Here is a 17,675-nt window from a genome sequence, read left to right on the forward strand (position 1 = left end):
GCTGTCAGAGAGGAATGTGCACGGGGCGAGCGTGTGCCTCGCGGGTGCGGGTATTGAGCGCGCGCAGGGTGTCCAGTTCGTGCGCGCTGGGCGGGGCGATGGTGTCCAGCCGGTCGGCGACGAGCAGCGGCCAGCCGATGGCGGCGCGGGCTTCGTCCACGGTGACGCCCTCGAACAGGGCGACCAGTTGCAGCTCCTCGCTCTCGGGGTGCGGGGCGAGCATGCCGAAGTCGGTGATCACCGCACGCGGACCACCGCCGGGGGCACCGGTGCGGGCGCGGGCACCGTGGCCGTCGAGGTAGCCGGCGCTGCTGCGGAAATCCAGCTGCTCGACGAAGCTGCGCGGCGTGGCCCGCGCCATCACGAACACCTGCCTGGCATGCAGCGCGATCTCCGGTGCGCCGCCGGCGCCGGGTAGTCGCGTGGACGGCAGCTCGTACGGACCGATCACGGTGCTGTTGAGGTTGCCGAAGCGGTCGATCTGCGCGGCACCGAGGAAGCCGACGTCCACGCGCCCGGCCTGCAGGTAGAAGCTGAAGATCTCCGGCAGCGGCACCACGCAGGCGGCGGTCTCGGCCAACTCGCCGTCGCCGATCGACAGCGGCAGCACGTCCGGCCGCGTGCCGATGGTGCCGGACTCGTAGATCAGCACGATCTCCGGCGCGTGGGTGAGGCGGGCCAGGTTGCAGGCGGCGCTGGGCAGGCCGATGCCGACGAAGCAGACGCTGTCGTTGGCCAGCAGGCGTGCGGCGGCCACGGTCATCCACTCGTCGCGGGTACAGGCGCTCATGCGGTGGCCTCCGTCTGCAGCGAGGCCAGGAAGGCGCGGTGGTCGCGGGTGCCGAGCACGTGGTGGTCCATCCAGTCGAGGAAGCGCTGGCGATCGCGGGCGATCGCGTCCCAGCGCTGGTAGAAGGCGTTGTCGCGGGCGTAGTGGCCCTGCGCGTAGGACGGGTAGGCGCCGCCGCGGCAATGCACCACCGCGCCCACCGTCCAGTGCGGCAGCACGATGGCGTTCATGGCCGGCGGCAGCGCGTCGACGATCTCCTCGACGGTGACGATCAGCATCTTCGCCGCCAGTGCCGCCTCGCGCGCGGCACCGACGATGCCGTCGATGGCGACGTTGCCGGCCCGGTCGGCGCGCTGTGCGTGCAGGATGGTGACGTCGGGATTGAGCGCGGGCACCGCGGCCAGCGCCTCGCCGGTGAACGGGCAGGCGACGCGGCGGATGTTCGGGTTGTGCGCGGGCAGGTCGGTGCCGATGTAGCCGCGCAGCACGCCGAACGGCAGTCGCGACGCGCCGGCGGTGAATGCCGCGGCCATGCCGGCGTGGCTGTGTTCGTCGATCTCCAGCGGGCGTGGCCAGCCATGCTCGACCGCGTCGCGCAGGCGGTGCAGCGAGCCCACGCCTGGGTTGCCGCCCCAGGAGAAGGTGAGTATGCGCGCGCAGCCCATGCCGATCAGCTGGTCGTAGATGAGATCCGGCGTCATGCGGATCAGGTGCAGGTCGCGCTTGCGCTGGCGGATGATCTCGTGGCCGGCCGCGAACGGGATCAGGTGGGTGAAGCCCTCCAGCGCGACGCTGGCGCCGTCGTGCACGAACAGCTCGATGGCCTCGGCAAGTTGCAGGTGCTGGCAGCTCATCCGTGTGCGCTCACTCGACCACCGTGCGGGACTGCTCGCGCAGGTACTGCGCCAGGTAATAGAACGAGGCGATCGCCTTGCCGGTGGAGCCCGAACCCTTCCAGCCGCCGAACGGCTGGTAGCCCGGCCAGGCGCCGGTGGTGGCACCCTGCGGCCGATTGGCGTAGGTCACGCCGGCCTCGATGTGCTCGTGGAACCACGGCACTTCGTCGGCGCCGCCGTAGAAACCGGCGGTGAGGCCCATCGAGGTGTCGTTGGCCAAGCGCATCGCCTCGTCGCGGTCGCGCACGCGGTGCAGGGTGAGGATCGGCAGGAACATTTCCTGTTGCCACAGCGGGTGCGCCAGCGGCGCTTCGGCCAGGGTCGGTTCGACGAAGAAGCCGCGGGCCAGTTCCGCGGGGCCGCCGGTGCCTTCGCCCAGCCGGCGGCCACCGGCCAGCACGGTCGCGCCGCCGGCCTCCAGCTCGTCGATGTACTGGCGGTAATGGCCGTAGGCGGTGGCGTTGACCACCGGGCCCATCCAGTGATCGCGCTGGCGCGGGTCGCCGATACGCAGGGCGCCGATGCGCTGGCGCAGGCGTTCGATCAGTGCGTCGGCGACGCGCTCGTGCACGTACAGCCGCGACAGCGCCGAGCACTTCTGCCCGCTCATGCCGTAGGCCGAGCGCACGATGCCGGCGGCCGCGTCGTCGAGGTCGGCATGCTCGGTGACGATGCAGGGGTTCTTGCCGCCCATCTCGGCGACGCACGGCCGCGGCCAGGCGCCGCCGGCCATCTGTTGCATCAACTGGCGGCCGACCGGCACCGAGCCGGTGAAGGTGATGCCGGCGACCCGCGGGTGTTGCGCCAGCGCCGCACCGACTTCGCGGCTGCTGCCGGAGAGGTAATTGAACACGCCCGGCGGCAGGCCCGCATCGCGCATGCAGTCGGCCAGCAGGCGCGCGGCCCACGGCGTGTCGCTGGCGCCTTTCACCACCACCGTGTTGCCGGTGACCAGGGCCGCGGCGGTGGGGCCGCCGGCCAGCGCCAGCGGGAAGTTGAACGGCGCGATCACCACCCACACGCCGTACGGCCGCATCACGCTGGCGTTGTGCGAGACGACGCCGTCGATCGGGTCGTCGGGCAGCGTGTGGTGGTAGCCGGCGTGGCTCTCGAAGTCGTCCGCGTAGTGGCGGAAGAAGTCCACCGTCTCCTGCGCCTCGCCCAGCGCCTCCATGCGGTTCTTGCCGACCTCCAGCAACAGCGCGGCGGCGATGTCGTAGACGCGCTCCTCCAGCAGGTCGCCGACGCGGCGCATCAGCCGCACGCGTTCGGCCGCCGGCGTGGCACGCCAGGCGGGGTAGGCCGCCTGGGCCGCGCGCATGGCACGGTCGGCATCGGCTTCGTCGGCCAGCGCGAAGTGGCCCAGGTGCAGGGCGTTGTCGAACGGGGCGCGGCGGTCGGCCGAGTGCTCCGCCTCGACATCGCGGCCGTCGATGAACAGGCCGTGCTGCGCGCCGAGCGTGGCCGAGACGCGGGCCAGCGCCGCCTCGAAGCGTTCGTGCATGGCTTCCGGCGGGTCGTACATGGTGGCGTAGGTCAGGCGGAAGCTCATGGGGACCTCGTTAGGCGTGGGTGGGGAAGTGCTTCCCCAGCAGTCGGTCGATCAGCGCCAGCGCGTCGGCCAGTGCGGTTTCCTCGATCACCAGCGGCGGCGCGAGGATCAAGAGGTTGCCGCGGGCGGCCAGCGACACGCCCTCGTCCATCGCCTCGCGCAGCAGGGCGCCCAGCGTGGCGGACGACTGCGGCCATGGCGCCAGCGGCGCGCGGCTGGCGCGGTCGACGACCAGTTCGACCACCGCGAACAGGCCGTGGCCGCCGCGCACGTCGCCGATCACCGGGTGGAGTGCCTGCATCGCCTTGAGCTCGGCGAACATCGTGGCGCCGAGCCGGCGCGAGCGTTCGATCAGCTGCTCGTCCTCGTAGGCGCGCACGGCGGCGAGGCCGGCGGCGCAGGCGAGCGGATGGCCGCAGTAGGTGAGGCCGGTGTAGAGCATGTGGTCGGCGAGGCGGGCATAGACCTCGGCCGACAGCACCACCGCGCCCAGCGGCAGGTGCGCGCCGGTGAGGCCCTTGGCCAGCGTCATCAGATCGGGCCGGCCGGCTTCGCCATGGCGCTGCCAGGCGAACCATTCGCCGCAACGGCCGAAGCCGCTCATCACCTCGTCGGCGATCAGATGGACGCCGCGCTCGCGGGTCGCTGCGCGCAGGGCGGGCCAGTAGCTGTCCGGGGCGACGATGCCGTTGGTGCCGGCGTTCGGCTCCATCAGCACGGCGGCGACGGTGTCCGCGCCGGCGCGATCGATCGCTTCGCCCACGGCGTCGGCGGCGAGCCGGCCGCAGCTGTCGTCGTCGGTGCTGCCGAACGGGCAGCGATAGGCGTACGGCGCCGGCACGCGGATCACCCCGAAGGCCTCGGCGTCGACCTGGTCGCTGGTGCGGGCGTCGCCGGACAGCGCCATGCCGGCGTAGCTGGCGCCGTGGTAGGAGCGATCGCGCGCCACGATGCGTCCGCGCGGCAGCCCGCGGGCCAGGCGCGCGAACTTCACCGCGTTCTCGTTGGCGTCGGCGCCGGCCAGGGTGAAGAACACCCGCCCGCCCTCGAAGCCGGATTTCTCCAGCAGTGCCTCGGCCAGTGCCTTGCGCGGTTCGGCACCCCACGCGGCCGTCACGAAGCAGAGCTGCTCGGCCTGCTCGCGGATCGCCTGCACCACCGCCGGATGCTGGTGACCGAGGTTGCTGCACTCGGCCAGGCTGCTCATGTCGAGCACGCGCCGGCCGTCGGCCAGCTCAAGGTGGGCGCCGCGGCCGCCGACCACGGTCGGCGCCTGCCACGTCGATGGCACGCACCAGCTGTGCAGCACGCTGTCGCGTTCGTTGCTCACGCGCATCCTCCCCCAGGAGAAATGTTCGATAATCGAACAAGAATTCGTATTGCGAACTCATTGGAATGCTTCTACGCTCGACCTGTCAATGGACCCAAGCGAGCCGATGGCCTCCGAATCCTTCGAGGAAAGTCCCGACTACGTGCAGTCGCTGGCGCGCGGCCTGCAGGTGCTGCGCGCGTTCGATCGCGAGCTGCCCAGCCCCAGCCTGTCGCAGGTGGCCGAGCGCACCGGACTGTCGCGCGCGGTGGCGCGCCGGCTGCTGCTCACGCTGCAGCACCTGGGCTACGTAGGCAGCCGCGGGCGCAGCTTTTTCCTCACACCGCGGGTGCTGGAGCTCGGCTACAGCTACCTCACCTCGCTGGATCTCACCGAGCTGGCGCAGCAGAGCCTGGAGCAGCTGTCGCATCGCATCGGCGAAAGCTGTTCGATGGCCGTGCTCGACGGCACCGACATTGTCTACGTGCTGCGCGTGCCGGTGCGTCGGGTGATGAGCGTGGCGCTGGGCGTGGGCGCGCGGCTGCCGGCGTTTGCCACCTCGATGGGGCGGGCGATCCTGGCCGACCTCGCCGACGACGCGCTCGCCGCGTGGATGAAGGGCCAGACCTTCCGTGCCTACACGCCGCAGACCCTGCACACGGTCAGCGCGCTGAAGGCCGAGCTGGCGCGCGTGCGCAAGCAGGGCTACGCGCTGGTGTCGCGCGAGCTGGAACATGGGCTGTGTTCGATCGCCGTGCCGATCCGCGCGGCCGACGGCAGCACGGTTGCGGCGCTCAACGTCGGCATGCCGTACAGCGACGAGGTGCCCAAGCGTGCGGTCAAGGAGATCCTGCCGGCGCTGCGCGAGACGCAGGCGGCGGTGCAACAGGCCATTGCGCGCGGCGGCTGGCTGCCGCAGCAGGCGATCCGGGGCGCCTATGCGTAGCGCCTGGCTGGTCGATGCCACGCGCACGCCGTTCGGCCGCCACGGTGGCGCACTGGCCGGCGTCCGCACCGACGACCTGGCGGCGCTGCCGATCCACGCCTTGCTGGCGCGGTACCCGCAGCTCGATCCGGCCGCGATCGACGAGGTGATCCTCGGCTGCGCCAACCAGGCCGGCGAGGACAACCGCAACGTGGCGCGCATGGCGGCGCTGCTGGCCGGGCTGCCGCCGGAGGTGCCCGGTGTGACGGTCAACCGGCTGTGCGCCTCGGGCCTGGAGGCGGTGGGGCAGGCGGCCCGCGCGATCGCCTGCGGCGAGGCCGAGCTGGTAATCGCCGGCGGCGTGGAGAGCATGACCCGCGCGCCCTACGTCATGGCCAAGGCGGACGCCGCCTTCGCGCGCGGCCAGCAACTGGAGGACACCGTGCTGGGCTGGCGGCTGGTCAACCCGGCGATGCGCGCCGGGTACGGCGTGGACTCGATGACGCAGACCGCGGAGAACCTCGCCCGCGAACACGGCATCGACCGCGCCAGCCAGGATGCCTATGCGCTGCGCAGCCAGGCGCGCACGGCCCAGGCGCAGGCCGAGGGCTGGCTGGCCGAGGAGATCGTGCCGGTGCCGGTGGGCAAGGACGGCGAGCTGGTCGCGGTGGACGAGCATCCCCGTCCGGCCACGACCGCCTGGCAACTGGACAAGCTCAAGCCGCTGCTGGGGCCGGACACCAGCATCACCGCCGGCAACGCCTCCGGCCTCAACGACGGCGCCGCCGCCCTGCTGCTGGCATCCGATACGGCGATCGAGCGGTTCGAATTGACTCCGCTGGCGCGCGTCGCCGGCATGGCCTCGGCCGGCGTGGCGCCGCGCACCATGGGCATCGGTCCGGTGCCGGCGATCCGCAAGCTGCTGGCGCGCGGCGGTCAGCGCCTGGGCGACTTCGACCGCATCGAGATCAACGAGGCGTTCGCCGTGCAGGTGCTGGCCTGCACGCGCGCACTCGGCCTTGCCGACGACGCGGAGCACGTCAACGCCAACGGCGGCGCGATCGCTCTCGGTCACCCGCTGGGCGCCAGCGGCGCCCGCCTGGCGATGACCGCGGCGTTTGCCCTGCGTCGTCAGCGTCAGCAACGCGCCCTGGTCAGCCTCTGCGTGGGCGTCGGCCAGGGCCTCGCCCTCATCCTGGAGCGCCCATGAACCGAATCCTCCGTCGTGCCTTTCCTCTGGCACTGGGCCTGGTGCTGCCGTTGGCCGCGCAGGCCGCCGACCCGGTTCCGGCGGGTGAGCGTGCGCTGGCGCACGACCTGCTGGTGCAGATGATCGGCACCGACACCACCTCCGAGCACGGCAGCACCACCGTGCTGGCCGAGGCGCTGGCGCAGCGTTTCCTCAAGGCCGGGTTTCCGGCGGCGGACGTGCAGGTGGTGGGCGACGATCCGAAGCGGCGCAACCTGGTGGTACGCCTGCGCGGGCAGGGCGAGCGCGAGCCGGTGCTGCTGCTGGCGCACCTGGACGTGGTCGAGGCGCTGCCGCAGGACTGGCACTTCCCGCCGTTCAAGCTGACCGAAAAGGACGGCTATTACTACGGTCGCGGCACGATGGACATCAAGGGCGCCGGCGCCGGTCTGGTCGCCACCCTGCTGCGCCTGCACCAGGAAGGTTTCAAGCCGAAGGGCGACTACATCCTGGCGCTCACCGCCGGTGAGGAGGACGGCAAGTCCAACGGCATCCAGTGGTTGTTGGCGCATCGGCCGGAACTGATTCGTTCGCAGTACTCGATCAACGTCGACGGCGGCGGCCCGGAGATCCGCAACGGCCGGCCCGAGGTCGTCGCGGTGGAAACCGCCGAGAAGGTTTACGCCAGCTACACCCTGACCGTGCGCAACCCCGGCGGGCACAGCTCGCTGCCGACGCCCGACAACGCGATCTACCGGCTGGCCGCGGGACTGATGCGGCTATCCAAGCTGGACTTCCCGCTGCATACCAACTCGGCCACGCGCGGCTATTACGCGCAGCTCGCCACGCTGTATACCGGCTCGACCGCGGCCGACATGCGCGCGGTTGCCCGCGATCCGTCCGATCCCGCGGCGATGCAGCGGCTGGCCGCGTCCAGCCCCTACAACAACGCCCACCTGCGCACGACCTGCGTACCGACCCTGCTGGCGGGCGGCGATGCGGAGAACGCGTTGCCTCAGATGGCCCGGGCCACGGTGAATTGCCGCATCCTGCCTGACGAGCCTCCGGCCCGGGTCGAGGCGGCGATCCGGAAGGCGCTGGAGGATCCGCAGATCGAGGTGGCGCCGGTCGCCCCGGCGCCAGCCAGCCCGCCCAGCCCGATCGATCCGGCGCTGTTCGCGCAGGTTGCGCGGACGGCGAAGGCCGTCTGGGGGCACGCCATGCCGGTGTCGCCGTACATGTCCGCCGGCGCCTCGGACAGCGTGTTCCTGCGGGCGGCCGGGATGCCGTCCTACGTGTTCAACGGCATCCCCTACGACGTGGACGACGACCGCTCGCACGGGCAGGACGAACGCATTCTGGTGACGTCCTACTACCAGTCGCTCGATTTCGACTATAGATTGCTTAAAAACTTGTAAGGAGCCGCCGACGCCATGTCCCGTGCCATGCCTCTGACGTCCTCCGCATCGTGGTACTTCCGGTGACGGCGGCCGCGGCCACCGGCTCGCTGGAGCAGGCGCTGGCGCACGCCGGGCGTCTGCTGGCCCGCGATCCGGCAATGGCCGAGGCGCAGGCGGGAGAGATCCTCAAAGCCGTGCCGGAGCACCCGCCCACGCTGCAACTGCTGGCGGCGGCGCGTGCGGCACAGGGCGACCTGGCTGGCGCGCTGGCCGTGCTGGAGCCGCTGGCGGCCTCGCAGCCGAAGTGGGCGGCGGTGCAGTTCGAGCTGGGCCTGGCGCTGGGTCGGGTCGGCCGCCTGGACGATGCGATCGCCGCGCTGCGCCTTGCGGTGGCTCTGAAGCCGGATCTGCCGCAGGCCTGGCGCCTGCTGGCCGATCGCCTGCTTGATGCCGGCGACGCGGATGCGGCGGCCGAGGCGTATCTCGGACACGTGCGCCATGCCGCGACCGATCCGCGGCTGATGGCGGCGGGGGCAGCCCTGGCCGACGAGCGCATTCCCGAGGCCGAGGCGATGCTACGCCAGCACCTGCGCGAGGCGCCGACCGATGTGGTGGCGATCCGCATGTTTGCCGAGCTGGCGGCACGGGTCGGGCGCACCGACGAAGCCCGAGTGCTGCTCGAGCGCTGCCTGGAGCTGGCGCCTGCCTTCCACGCCGCCCGCCAGAACTACGCGCTGCTGCTGCACCGGGCCAACCTGCCTGAGCAGGCGCTGGTAGAGCTCGAGCGCCTGCTGGCCGCCGAGCCGAACCACCCGGCGCACCGCAACCTCAAGGCCGTGGTGTTGTGCCGCACCGGCGATTACCCCGCGGCGATCGACCTCTACGCCGGGCTGCTGGCCGAGTACCCGGACAACGCCCCGGTCTGGATGAGCTACGGCCACGCGCTGAAGACCGCTGGCCTCACCGAGCGCGCGATCGAGGCCTACCGGCGGGCACTGGCGATGACGCCGTCGTTCGGTGAAGTCTGGTGGAGCCTGGCCAACCTCAAGACTTTCCGCTTCACCGAGGCTGATATGGCGACGATGCGCGCGCAGCTCGCGCGCACCGACCTGTCCGACGACGACCGCCTGCATCTGGATTTCGCGCTCGGCAAGGCGCTGGAGGACGCCGGCGAGTACGCAGCCTCGTTCGACCACTACGCCGCCGGCAACGCCCGCCGCCACGCCCAGCTGCACTACGACCCGGCCGAGACGCACGCGCGGGTCGAGCACATCCGTCGCCAGTACACGCGCGAGTTCTTCGCCGCGCGCGCCGGTAGCGGCAGCGCTGCGCGCGACCCGATCTTCATCGTCGGCCTGCCGCGCTCGGGCTCCACACTGATCGAGCAGATCCTCTCCAGCCACAGCCAGGTGGAGGGCACGATGGAATTGCCGGAGATCACCTCGATCACCCGGCTGCTGCGTGAGCAGGCCGACGGCGACGGCCCGATGCCGTACCACGACGCGCTGGCCCGGCTCGACGCCGATGCGCTGCGCGAGCTGGGCGAGCGCTACCTGGCGCATACCCGGATCCAGCGCAAGACGTCGGCGCCGCTGTTCATCGACAAGATGCCGAACAACTTCATGCACATCGGGCTGATCCAGCTGATGCTGCCCAACGCGATCATCATCGACGCGCGGCGGCATCCGATGGCTTGCTGCTTCTCGGGGTTCAAGCAGCATTTCGCGCGTGGTCAGAGCTTCAGCTACCGGCTGGAGGATCTCGCCCGGTACTACACGGACTACGTGCAGCTGATGGCACATTTCGACGCCGTGCTGCCGGGCAGGGTGCACCGCGTCATCTACGAGAACATGGTCGAGGACACCGAGGGGGAGGTGCGCCGGTTGCTGGCGCACTGTGGCTTGCCGTTCGAGGAGGCGTGCCTGCGCTTCTTCGAGAACCAGCGCGCAGTGCGAACCGCCAGCTCCGAGCAGGTGCGCCGGCCGATCTATCGCGAGGGCGTGGACCAGTGGCGGCATTACGCGCCATGGCTGGGGCCGCTCGAGCAGGGTTTGGGAGCGGTGCTCCGGGCGTATCCCGGGGTGCCGGATCAAGAGGGAGCGTAGTCAAGGGCCGTTTGGGGAATTGTCTCTTTTTGGGAGGGGAACCGATGCATCGACACCGAAATACACCAGCCTCCGGGGTGGCGCGCAGGCGCCTGTCCCGCATGCCATTGGCCGCGGCCATCTGCCTGGCCATCGCCGCACCGGCATTCGCGCAGGATGCCAGCGCGCCGTCGTCCGCCACTCCGCCGAAAGACCAGAAGGTGGCCCAGCTCAGCACCGTGACGGTGACCGCGCAGAAGCGCACGGAGAACCTGCAGAAGGTGCCGATCAGTATCCAGGTGCTGGGTACCGAGAAGATCGAGCAGCTGCACATCAACAGCTTCGACGACTACGTGAAGTACCTGCCGAGCGTGTCCTACCAGAGTGCCGCACCGGGCTTCTCGGAGATCTACATGCGCGGTATCGCCAGCGGCGGCGACGGCAACCACTCCGGCTCGCGACCCAGCGTCGGCGTGTACCTGGATGAACAGCCCGTCACCACCGTGACCGGTCCGCTCGACATCCATATGTACGACATCGCCCGCGTCGAGGTGCTGGCCGGCCCGCAGGGCTCCCTCTACGGCGCCAGTGCCCAGTCCGGTGCCCTGCGCATCATCACCAACAAGCCCGACCCGCAGGGCTTCGCGGCCAGCTACACCGCGGGCATCGACACGGTGGCCAATGGCGGCATCGGCAACCTGGCCGAGGGCATGCTCAATGTGCCGATCTCCACGAATGCCGCGATCCGCCTGGTCGGCTGGCACGAGCGCGACGCGGGTTACGTCGACAACATCCCCGGCACGCGCACCTATCCGAGCTGGGGCGGCACGGTCAGCAACACCTCCTCGTGCACGCCGAGCAGCCTGATGGTGTGCACGCACGCCGCCAAGAACCACTACAACGACAACACCACCAACGGGGGACGCGCGGCGCTGAGGGTCAATCTCAACGACGACTGGTCGATCGACGGCACCTTCATGGGCCAGAAGACCACTGCCAACGGCAACATGGCCAGCGACACCGCGCTTGGAGACCTGGCCATCTCGCACTTCTATCCCGAGTGGCAGACCGACCGCTGGTGGCAGGCGGCGATGACGGTGCAGGGCAAGATCGGCAATTTCGACCTGACCTACGCCTATGCGCACCTCAAGCGCGACCAGGAAGAGCACAACGACTACAGCGACTACTCGTTCTGGTACGACACGCTGTATGGCTACGGTACCTACCTGTACGACAACAGCGGCGCCCTGATCAATCCGTCGCAATACATCATCGGCAAGGACCACTACACCATGGACAGCCACGAGCTGCGCCTGGCCTCGCCGAAGGACGACCGGCTGCGCGCGGTCGGTGGCCTGTTCTGGGAAAAGTCGGTGCACGACATCGAGCAGCGCTACATGGTCAACGGCCTGGCCGACTCGCTCTCGGTCACCGGTTGGCCCAGCACCCTCTGGTTGACCGAGCAGGTGCGTACCGACAAGGACGAGGCGGTGTTCGGAGAGCTGTCCTACGACATCATCCCGGACACCCTCACCGCCACCGTCGGTGGTCGCTACTTCCGCGCCGACAACAGCCTGGGCGGCTTCTACGGGTTCAGCCGCGGCTTCTCGCCCAGTTCGAGCTACGGCGAGGCGGGCTGCATCTCGCCCACGCCGTTCCGTGGCGCGCCGTGCCTGGACTTCAACAAGAACGTCAAGGAGACCGGCTCGCTCGGCAAGGTCAACCTGACCTGGAACATCTCGCCGACCAAGATGGTCTACGCGACCCGTTCGGAGGGCTACCGACCCGGCGGCATCAATCGTCGTGGTTCGTTGCCGCCATACAAGTCGGACTACCTCACCAACTACGAGTTGGGCTGGAAGACCACCTGGATGAACAACCGGCTGTCGTTCAACGGCTCGGTATTCCAGGAGGACTGGAAGGACTTCCAGTTCAGCATCCTGGGCGCCAACGGCCTGACCGAGATCCGCAACGCCAACCAGGCCCAGGTCCGCGGCATGGAGACGGAGCTGAACTGGGCGGCTACCTACAACCTGCAGCTTAGCGGAGGCGTGGCGTTCTACGACGCCAAGCTCACCGCGAACTATTGCGGTTATACCGATGCCAACGGCAAGCCGGTGACCGCCTGCGCCACGCCGGAAGCCCCGAAGGGCAGCCAGTTGCCGGTCACCCCGAAGTTCAAGGGCAACGTGGTTGCGCGCTATACCTGGGACGTCGGCAACAACGAGGCCTACCTGCAGGGCGCCGTGGTGCACGTGGGCAAGCGCCGGTCGGACCTGCGCACGCTCGAGAACAGCCTGGTCGGCGATCTTCCGGCCTACACCACGCTGGATCTCTCCGCCGGCTACAACTGGGCCAGCTTCTCGGTGAACGTGTACGTCAACAACGTGTTCGACAAGCGGGCGTCGTTGTACAAGTACACCGAGTGCGCCGAGGCCGTGTGCGCGGCCCATGGCGTGGTCCCGCAGTACCCGAACGGCCAGGTCTACACGGTGACCAACCAGCCGCGGACCATCGGCGTGCGCTTTACGCAGGATTTCTGACCCGGGGTAAATCGGTGCCTGTTGAAAAAAAGCCCCGGATTTTTCCGGGGTTTTTTTGCCATGCGCGATTCACGGCGACAGGGATATCGGGCGCAAAAAAATCGGCCGCCCGGAGGCGGCCGATTCATTACGAGTGCAACGATGGGCGGATTACTTCTTGCCCGAAGCGTCCTTCATCGCGTCCTTGGCGTTGTCGGCGGCGCTCTTGGCGGCATCGGCCGCCTGCTTTGCCTGGTCGGCGGCGTTGGAGGCAGCTGCCTTGGCGTCCTTCATCATGCCGTCGCCCGAGGCGCTCATCGCGCCGGCCGGAGCGGCCGAGGAAGCAGCCGAGGCCGCGCTCTTGGCCTGGTCAGCCGCCATGCCGGCGGTATCGGAAGCAGCCTTGGCCTGGTCGGCGGCCTGCTCGGTGGCCGTGGTCGGCGCAGCGGCGGCAGCCTTCTGGGCCTGTTCGGAAGCCTGCTGAGCCTGGTCAGCCGACTTCTGGGCGTCCTGCGCGGAATCCTGCGCGCCGTTGCTGCAAGCCGCCAGCAGCGCGACGAGCGCGGAGGCGAGAAGGGTACGCGTGAACTTCATGTGGAATCTCCTTTGCCGTGGAATGCCGAATGGCCGCGTATTAATAGCGCTTTCCCGTGAAAGCCGCTACCGGCCCCCGGGCGGGCCCAATCGCGTCATTAATGCGCCCGTTAACTGAGTGTCGAAAACGACGCCCGGGATTGTTCGCCCGGGCACGTGACGATTCAGTCGAGACGCTCGACGGCAATCGCAGTGGCTTCGCCGCCGCCGATGCACAGGGTGGCGACCCCGCGCTTGAGACCGCGCACCTTCAGCGCGTTGAGCAGGGTCACCACCAGGCGGGCGCCGCTGGCGCCGATCGGGTGACCGAGGGCGCAGGCACCGCCGTTGACGTTGACCTTCTCGTGCGGAATGCCGAGCTCCTTGATCGGGGTCATTGCCACCACGGCGAACGCCTCGTTGATCTCGAACAGGTCCACCTCGCCGACCTTCCAGCCGGCCTTGTCCAGCACCTTCTGGATCGCGCCGACCGGGGCGGTGGTGAACCACTCCGGCTCCTGCGAATGGGTGGCGTGCGCCACGATGCGGGCCAGCGGGGCCAGGCCGCGGGCCTTGGCATCATCGGCCGACAACAGCACCACGGCGGCGGCGCCATCGGAGATGCTCGACGAGCTGGCGGCGGTGATGGTGCCGTTTTCCTTCTTGAACGCCGGGCGCAGCGTCGGGATCTTGCTCACGTCCGAGCGGCCGGGCTGCTCGTCGGAGTCCACCACCACGTCACCCTTGCGGCCGGCGACTGTGAACGGGACGATCTCACCGGCGAAGGCGCCGTTCTTCTGCGCTTCCAGCGCACGGGTCACCGAGGCGGTGGCGAACGCGTCCTGCTCCTCGCGGGTGAAGTGGTACTTGTCGGCGCACAATTCGCCGAACACGCCCATCGCCTTGCCGTCGTAAGGGTTGGTCAGACCGTCCCAGGCCATGTGGTCGACCAGTTGGCCGTCGCCGTAGCGGATGCCGGTGCGGGCCTGCACCATGTGCGGGGCGTTGGTCATCGACTCCATGCCGCCGGCCACGACGACGCTGGCCGAGCCGGCCTTGATCAGGTCGTGGCCCAGCATGATCGCCTTCATGCCCGAGCCGCACACCTTGTTGATGGTGGTGGCGCCGGCCGCCAGCGGCAGGCCGGCATGGATCGCCGCCTGCCGCGCCGGCGCCTGGCCGAGGTTGGCCGGCAGCACGCAGCCCATGATCACCTCGCTCACGTCGGCGGCGGCCACGCCGGACTGCTCCAGCGCCGCCTTGATGGCGGCCGCGCCGAGCTTCGGGGTGGGCACGCCGGTGAACTGGCCGAGGAAGGAACCGATGGCGGTGCGCTTGGCACCGGCGATCACTACGCTGACATCAGACATGGGATTCTCCGGGGGAAGACCTTCGGGGGGCGCTTTGGAGCGCTGGTAACTGGCTGATTATCGCAGTGCCCGGACGAGAGCGGCAAACCGGCATCCAGTCATCCCGGTGAACCGGGCTTATGCGAAGATCGCGTCAAGGAGCGGTGAAGCCAAGGGGGGGCCTCCGTTCCAGCGTGATCAAACCATTTAGGGGTAAAGCCATGAGCGAGCAGGGACGGACGCTGGTGCAGCGTCGCATGTCGGTGGTGATTGCGGCCATTCTCGGCCTGTCCGGCTGCGGTGGCGGGGGCGGAAACGTCAAGACGACCCCGGCGCCGCCTCCCTCGCCGCCGCCGGCCAGCGCCCAGCCGCCGATCGATGCTCACCTGGCGCTGACCGACACCTATGCTGCGCATACCGCGGGCTTCACTGGTGCGGGCGTCACCATCGGCGTGGTCGATACCGGCATCAATGCCAATCACCCGGCCTTGACCGGGCGGGTCAAGGCACTGCTGGTCTACGTCGATCCGGCCACCAACAACACCGCCGTGGACGATGTGGTCGGCCACGGCACCTGGGTGTCGCAGATCGCCGCCGGCAAGTCGTTCGGGCAGTGGCCGGGCGGCATCGCGCCGGACGCCTCGCTGGTGTCCGCACGCATCATCAACGATACCCCGCCCAAGGACGATGGTTCGGGCAAGGGCAACATGGTGCAGCCGTCCGATGCCGATTTCTTCGGTCAGACCCTCTTACCCGACCTGATCAACCAGGGCGTGCAGGTGATGAACAATTCGTGGGGCGGGCTGTATTTCGACCCATCCAATGCCACGGCCGTGGGCACCGCGTTCGGCAACGCATTCCGCTCGTTCGTGGTCGATCACAACGGACTGGTGGTGTTCGCCACCGGCAACGAGGGCCTCGCCCAGCCCTCGGATACCGCCGCCATTCCCAGTTACGCGCCCGACCTGGAGCGCGGCTGGCTGGCCGTGGCGGCACTGGACTCGCTCCATCCGACCCAGCTCGCCTCGTATTCCAACCAGTGCGGCAAGGCGATGAACTACTGCCTGGTGGCACCTGGCGACGTGATCGTCACCGGCGCCAACGACACCGCCGGCAACCCGACCTACTACGTGGTCCAGGGCACTTCGTTCGCCACGCCGGCGGTCTCGGGTGCGGCGGCGGACGTTTGGCAGGCCTTTCCCTATTTCACCAACGACCTGGTCCGCCAGACCCTGCTGGGCACGGCCAAGGACCTGGGCGCCACGGGCGTCGATCCGGTATTCGGCTATGGCCTGCTCGATGTCGGCAAGGCGGTGCAGGGGCCGGCGCAGTTCAACTGGGGCGATGTGACGGTCAGCTTCACCGGTTCCTCCACCTGGGGTAACGCCATTTCCGGCGCGGGTGGCCTGATCAAGCAGGGTGGCGGCACGCTGACCTTGAGCCAGCCCTCGACCTACACCGGGCTGACCCAGGTCCAGGGCGGCACACTGATGGCCAACTCACTGGCCGGCAGCGCGACCATCGCCGCGCAGGCGAGCCTCGGCACCAGCCACGTGGGCGGCAGCATCGACAATACCGGCACGCTGGACATCGGCACGGCCGGCGGCACCTCGGTCGGCGGCAATTACACGCAGGAGGTCGGCGGACGGCTGGCGATCTCGCTGGGATCGGTGCTGACGGTTTCCGGCAAGGCCACCCTCAACGGTGGCGACCTGTACGTCTACGGCAAGAACAGCAACTACACGGTCAGCGCACATACCGACGTACTCACTGCCAGCGGCGGCCTGACCGGCACCTTCACCGGCGTGACCACGCCCAGCAGCGTGCTGTTGACCGCGACGCTGGGCTACGACGGCACCAGCGCATGGCTGAACGTCACGCAGGTCAGCGCCACGCAGGTATCCGGGGCGAGCTATACCCCGGCGTCGTACGGCGCCGCGCAGCGCGTGCAGAGTACCTTCGAATACCTCAACGGCCAGCTTGCCGGCAGCTCGACCACCGCGATGCCGACCAACAGCGCGCTGCTTGCCGGCGCCGCCAGCCTGCAGCAGGTGTCCAGCACCACCGCGCTGGAGCAGTCGCTGCAGAGCCTGTCCGGGCAACTGCATGCGGCCAGCGCCGCGATGACCTTCGAGGCGATCGATGCGGGCACGCGGGCGCTGTCCGACCATGTCGACCAGTTGCTCGACGGCAGGCAGTCGAGCCTGTGGAGCCAGGGCCTCGGCTACCAGGGCGACCTGTCCCGGGCTGGCTACGGCAACGTGGGGATCGATCTCAACGGCTGGATGACCGGCGCCGACCAGCGCGTGGGCACGCATGGCTTTGCCGGCTACGCGATCAGCCAGGCCAGCGGGCTGGGACGGCTCACCGAAACCGCCGACCAGGGCCGCAGCCACTCGACCGAGGCGATGTTCTACGGCGGCGTGGTCAATGGCTCGTGGTACACGATGGGCCGCGTCGGCCTGGGCCAGTACCGCGAGTCCATGCGCCGCGGCGTACAACTGGGCAACTTCGCCACCGGCGTCGCCAGCATGACCCATGGTCGCTATGGCGTGGCCTACGGCGAGAGCGGCTACCGGTTCGGACTGGGCGGGCTGCAGGTCACCCCGTATGCGAATCTGCAGTACGCGCAGATCCGTCGCGATGGTTTCAGCGAGGTCGGGGGCAGCGGCTTCGGCCTGAAGTCGCCGTCGGGGCTGACCGCGCGCTGGCAGGCCGGCGTCGGTTTGCGCGCCACACGCTCATGGACGCTGGCCGGTGGCACGCGGCTGTCCTGGCAGTCGCACATGCTGTGGCAGCGGGCGTTTGGCCTGCGCGGCGACGTGCTGCAGGCGAGCTTTACCGGGGTCGACCAGTGGGCGCCGGTTGGCGGTATCGGCCTGTCGCGTTACGGCGGCATGGTCGGCAGCGAGCTGGACTGGAATTTCTCCGCAAGCAGCAGTTTCGGCATCGGCGTCGACCAGTACGTGGGTCAGCGCGACCACGCGCAGATGGCGACGCTCAATTACCGCCTGAATTTCTGATCCCTCCGCGCTCCGGAAACGAAACGGCCCGAGCGATGCGGGCCGTTTCGTCATCGGAGCGGG

The 17,675-nt window shown here is 69.3% G+C and carries 12 protein-coding genes; 6 read left to right on the forward strand and 6 right to left on the reverse strand.

All coding sequences use genetic code 11. From position 1 onward, the window contains the following. Window positions 1-4: 4 nt before the first annotated feature. The 4 genes from NC595_RS11235 to NC595_RS11250 are packed head-to-tail and all read right to left on the reverse strand — an operon-like array spanning window position 5 to window position 4,574. Entirely contained in the window at window positions 5-790 is a 786-nt protein-coding gene (locus tag NC595_RS11235) for a CoA-transferase subunit beta (protein ID WP_253566447.1), read from the reverse strand. Beyond that, a complete protein-coding gene (locus tag NC595_RS11240; RefSeq protein WP_253566449.1) occupies window positions 787-1,644 on the reverse strand; it encodes a CoA transferase subunit A in 858 nt (285 codons plus the stop codon). Before NC595_RS11240 ends, NC595_RS11235 begins: the two co-directional genes overlap by 4 nt. 10 nt (window positions 1,645-1,654) lie before the next feature. Continuing rightward, the gene (locus NC595_RS11245; protein ID WP_253566451.1) at window positions 1,655-3,238 is read right to left on the reverse strand and encodes an aldehyde dehydrogenase family protein; all 1,584 of its coding nucleotides are present in this window, start codon (window positions 3,236-3,238) and stop codon (window positions 1,655-1,657) included. A 10-nt stretch (window positions 3,239-3,248) separates the two neighbouring features. Further along, window positions 3,249-4,574, reverse strand: a complete 1,326-nt coding sequence (locus NC595_RS11250) for an aminotransferase family protein (RefSeq protein ID WP_253566453.1) — start codon at window positions 4,572-4,574, stop codon at window positions 3,249-3,251. A gap of 100 nt (window positions 4,575-4,674) precedes the next feature. Here NC595_RS11250 and NC595_RS11255 point away from each other — a divergent pair, with 100 nt between their 5' ends. The 5 genes from NC595_RS11255 to NC595_RS11275 all read left to right on the forward strand — a co-directional run bounded on the left by NC595_RS11255 (window position 4,675) and on the right by NC595_RS11275 (window position 12,688). Beyond that, window positions 4,675-5,493, forward strand: coding sequence for an IclR family transcriptional regulator domain-containing protein (locus NC595_RS11255; protein ID WP_253566455.1), 819 nt, complete (start codon window positions 4,675-4,677; stop codon window positions 5,491-5,493). Next, window positions 5,486-6,682: a 3-oxoadipyl-CoA thiolase gene (pcaF, locus tag NC595_RS11260; RefSeq protein ID WP_253566457.1), complete on the forward strand. Its 1,197-nt coding sequence runs from the start codon at window positions 5,486-5,488 to the stop codon at window positions 6,680-6,682. Before NC595_RS11255 ends, pcaF begins: the two co-directional genes overlap by 8 nt. Further along, window positions 6,679-8,079, forward strand: a complete 1,401-nt coding sequence (locus NC595_RS11265) for a M20/M25/M40 family metallo-hydrolase (protein WP_253566459.1) — start codon at window positions 6,679-6,681, stop codon at window positions 8,077-8,079. The genes pcaF and NC595_RS11265 overlap by 4 nt, the downstream gene beginning before the upstream one ends. A gap of 62 nt (window positions 8,080-8,141) precedes the next feature. Then, a complete protein-coding gene (locus NC595_RS11270; RefSeq protein ID WP_253566461.1) occupies window positions 8,142-10,166 on the forward strand; it encodes a tetratricopeptide repeat-containing sulfotransferase family protein in 2,025 nt (674 codons plus the stop codon). Window positions 10,167-10,267: 101 nt separating this feature from the next. After that, entirely contained in the window at window positions 10,268-12,688 is a 2,421-nt protein-coding gene (locus NC595_RS11275; protein WP_253566463.1) for a TonB-dependent receptor, read from the forward strand. A 150-nt stretch (window positions 12,689-12,838) separates the two neighbouring features. Here the strand turns inward: NC595_RS11275 and NC595_RS11280 are convergent, their stop codons facing one another. Together NC595_RS11280 and NC595_RS11285 are read right to left on the reverse strand one after the other, a co-directional pair. Further along, a complete protein-coding gene (locus NC595_RS11280) occupies window positions 12,839-13,261 on the reverse strand; it encodes a hypothetical protein (RefSeq protein WP_253566465.1) in 423 nt (140 codons plus the stop codon). A gap of 164 nt (window positions 13,262-13,425) precedes the next feature. Beyond that, complete coding sequence (locus NC595_RS11285; protein WP_253566467.1) at window positions 13,426-14,610, reverse strand: thiolase family protein; 1,185 nt, start codon at window positions 14,608-14,610, stop codon at window positions 13,426-13,428. A gap of 200 nt (window positions 14,611-14,810) precedes the next feature. On the opposite strand from NC595_RS11285, the gene NC595_RS11290 reads away from it, so the two are divergent. Continuing rightward, entirely contained in the window at window positions 14,811-17,612 is a 2,802-nt protein-coding gene (locus NC595_RS11290) for an autotransporter serine protease (RefSeq protein ID WP_253566468.1), read from the forward strand. Window positions 17,613-17,675: the final 63 nt, after the last annotated feature.

This window comes from Dyella lutea (genome assembly GCF_024158035.1).
GTDB lineage: Bacteria > Pseudomonadota > Gammaproteobacteria > Xanthomonadales > Rhodanobacteraceae > Dyella_A > Dyella_A lutea.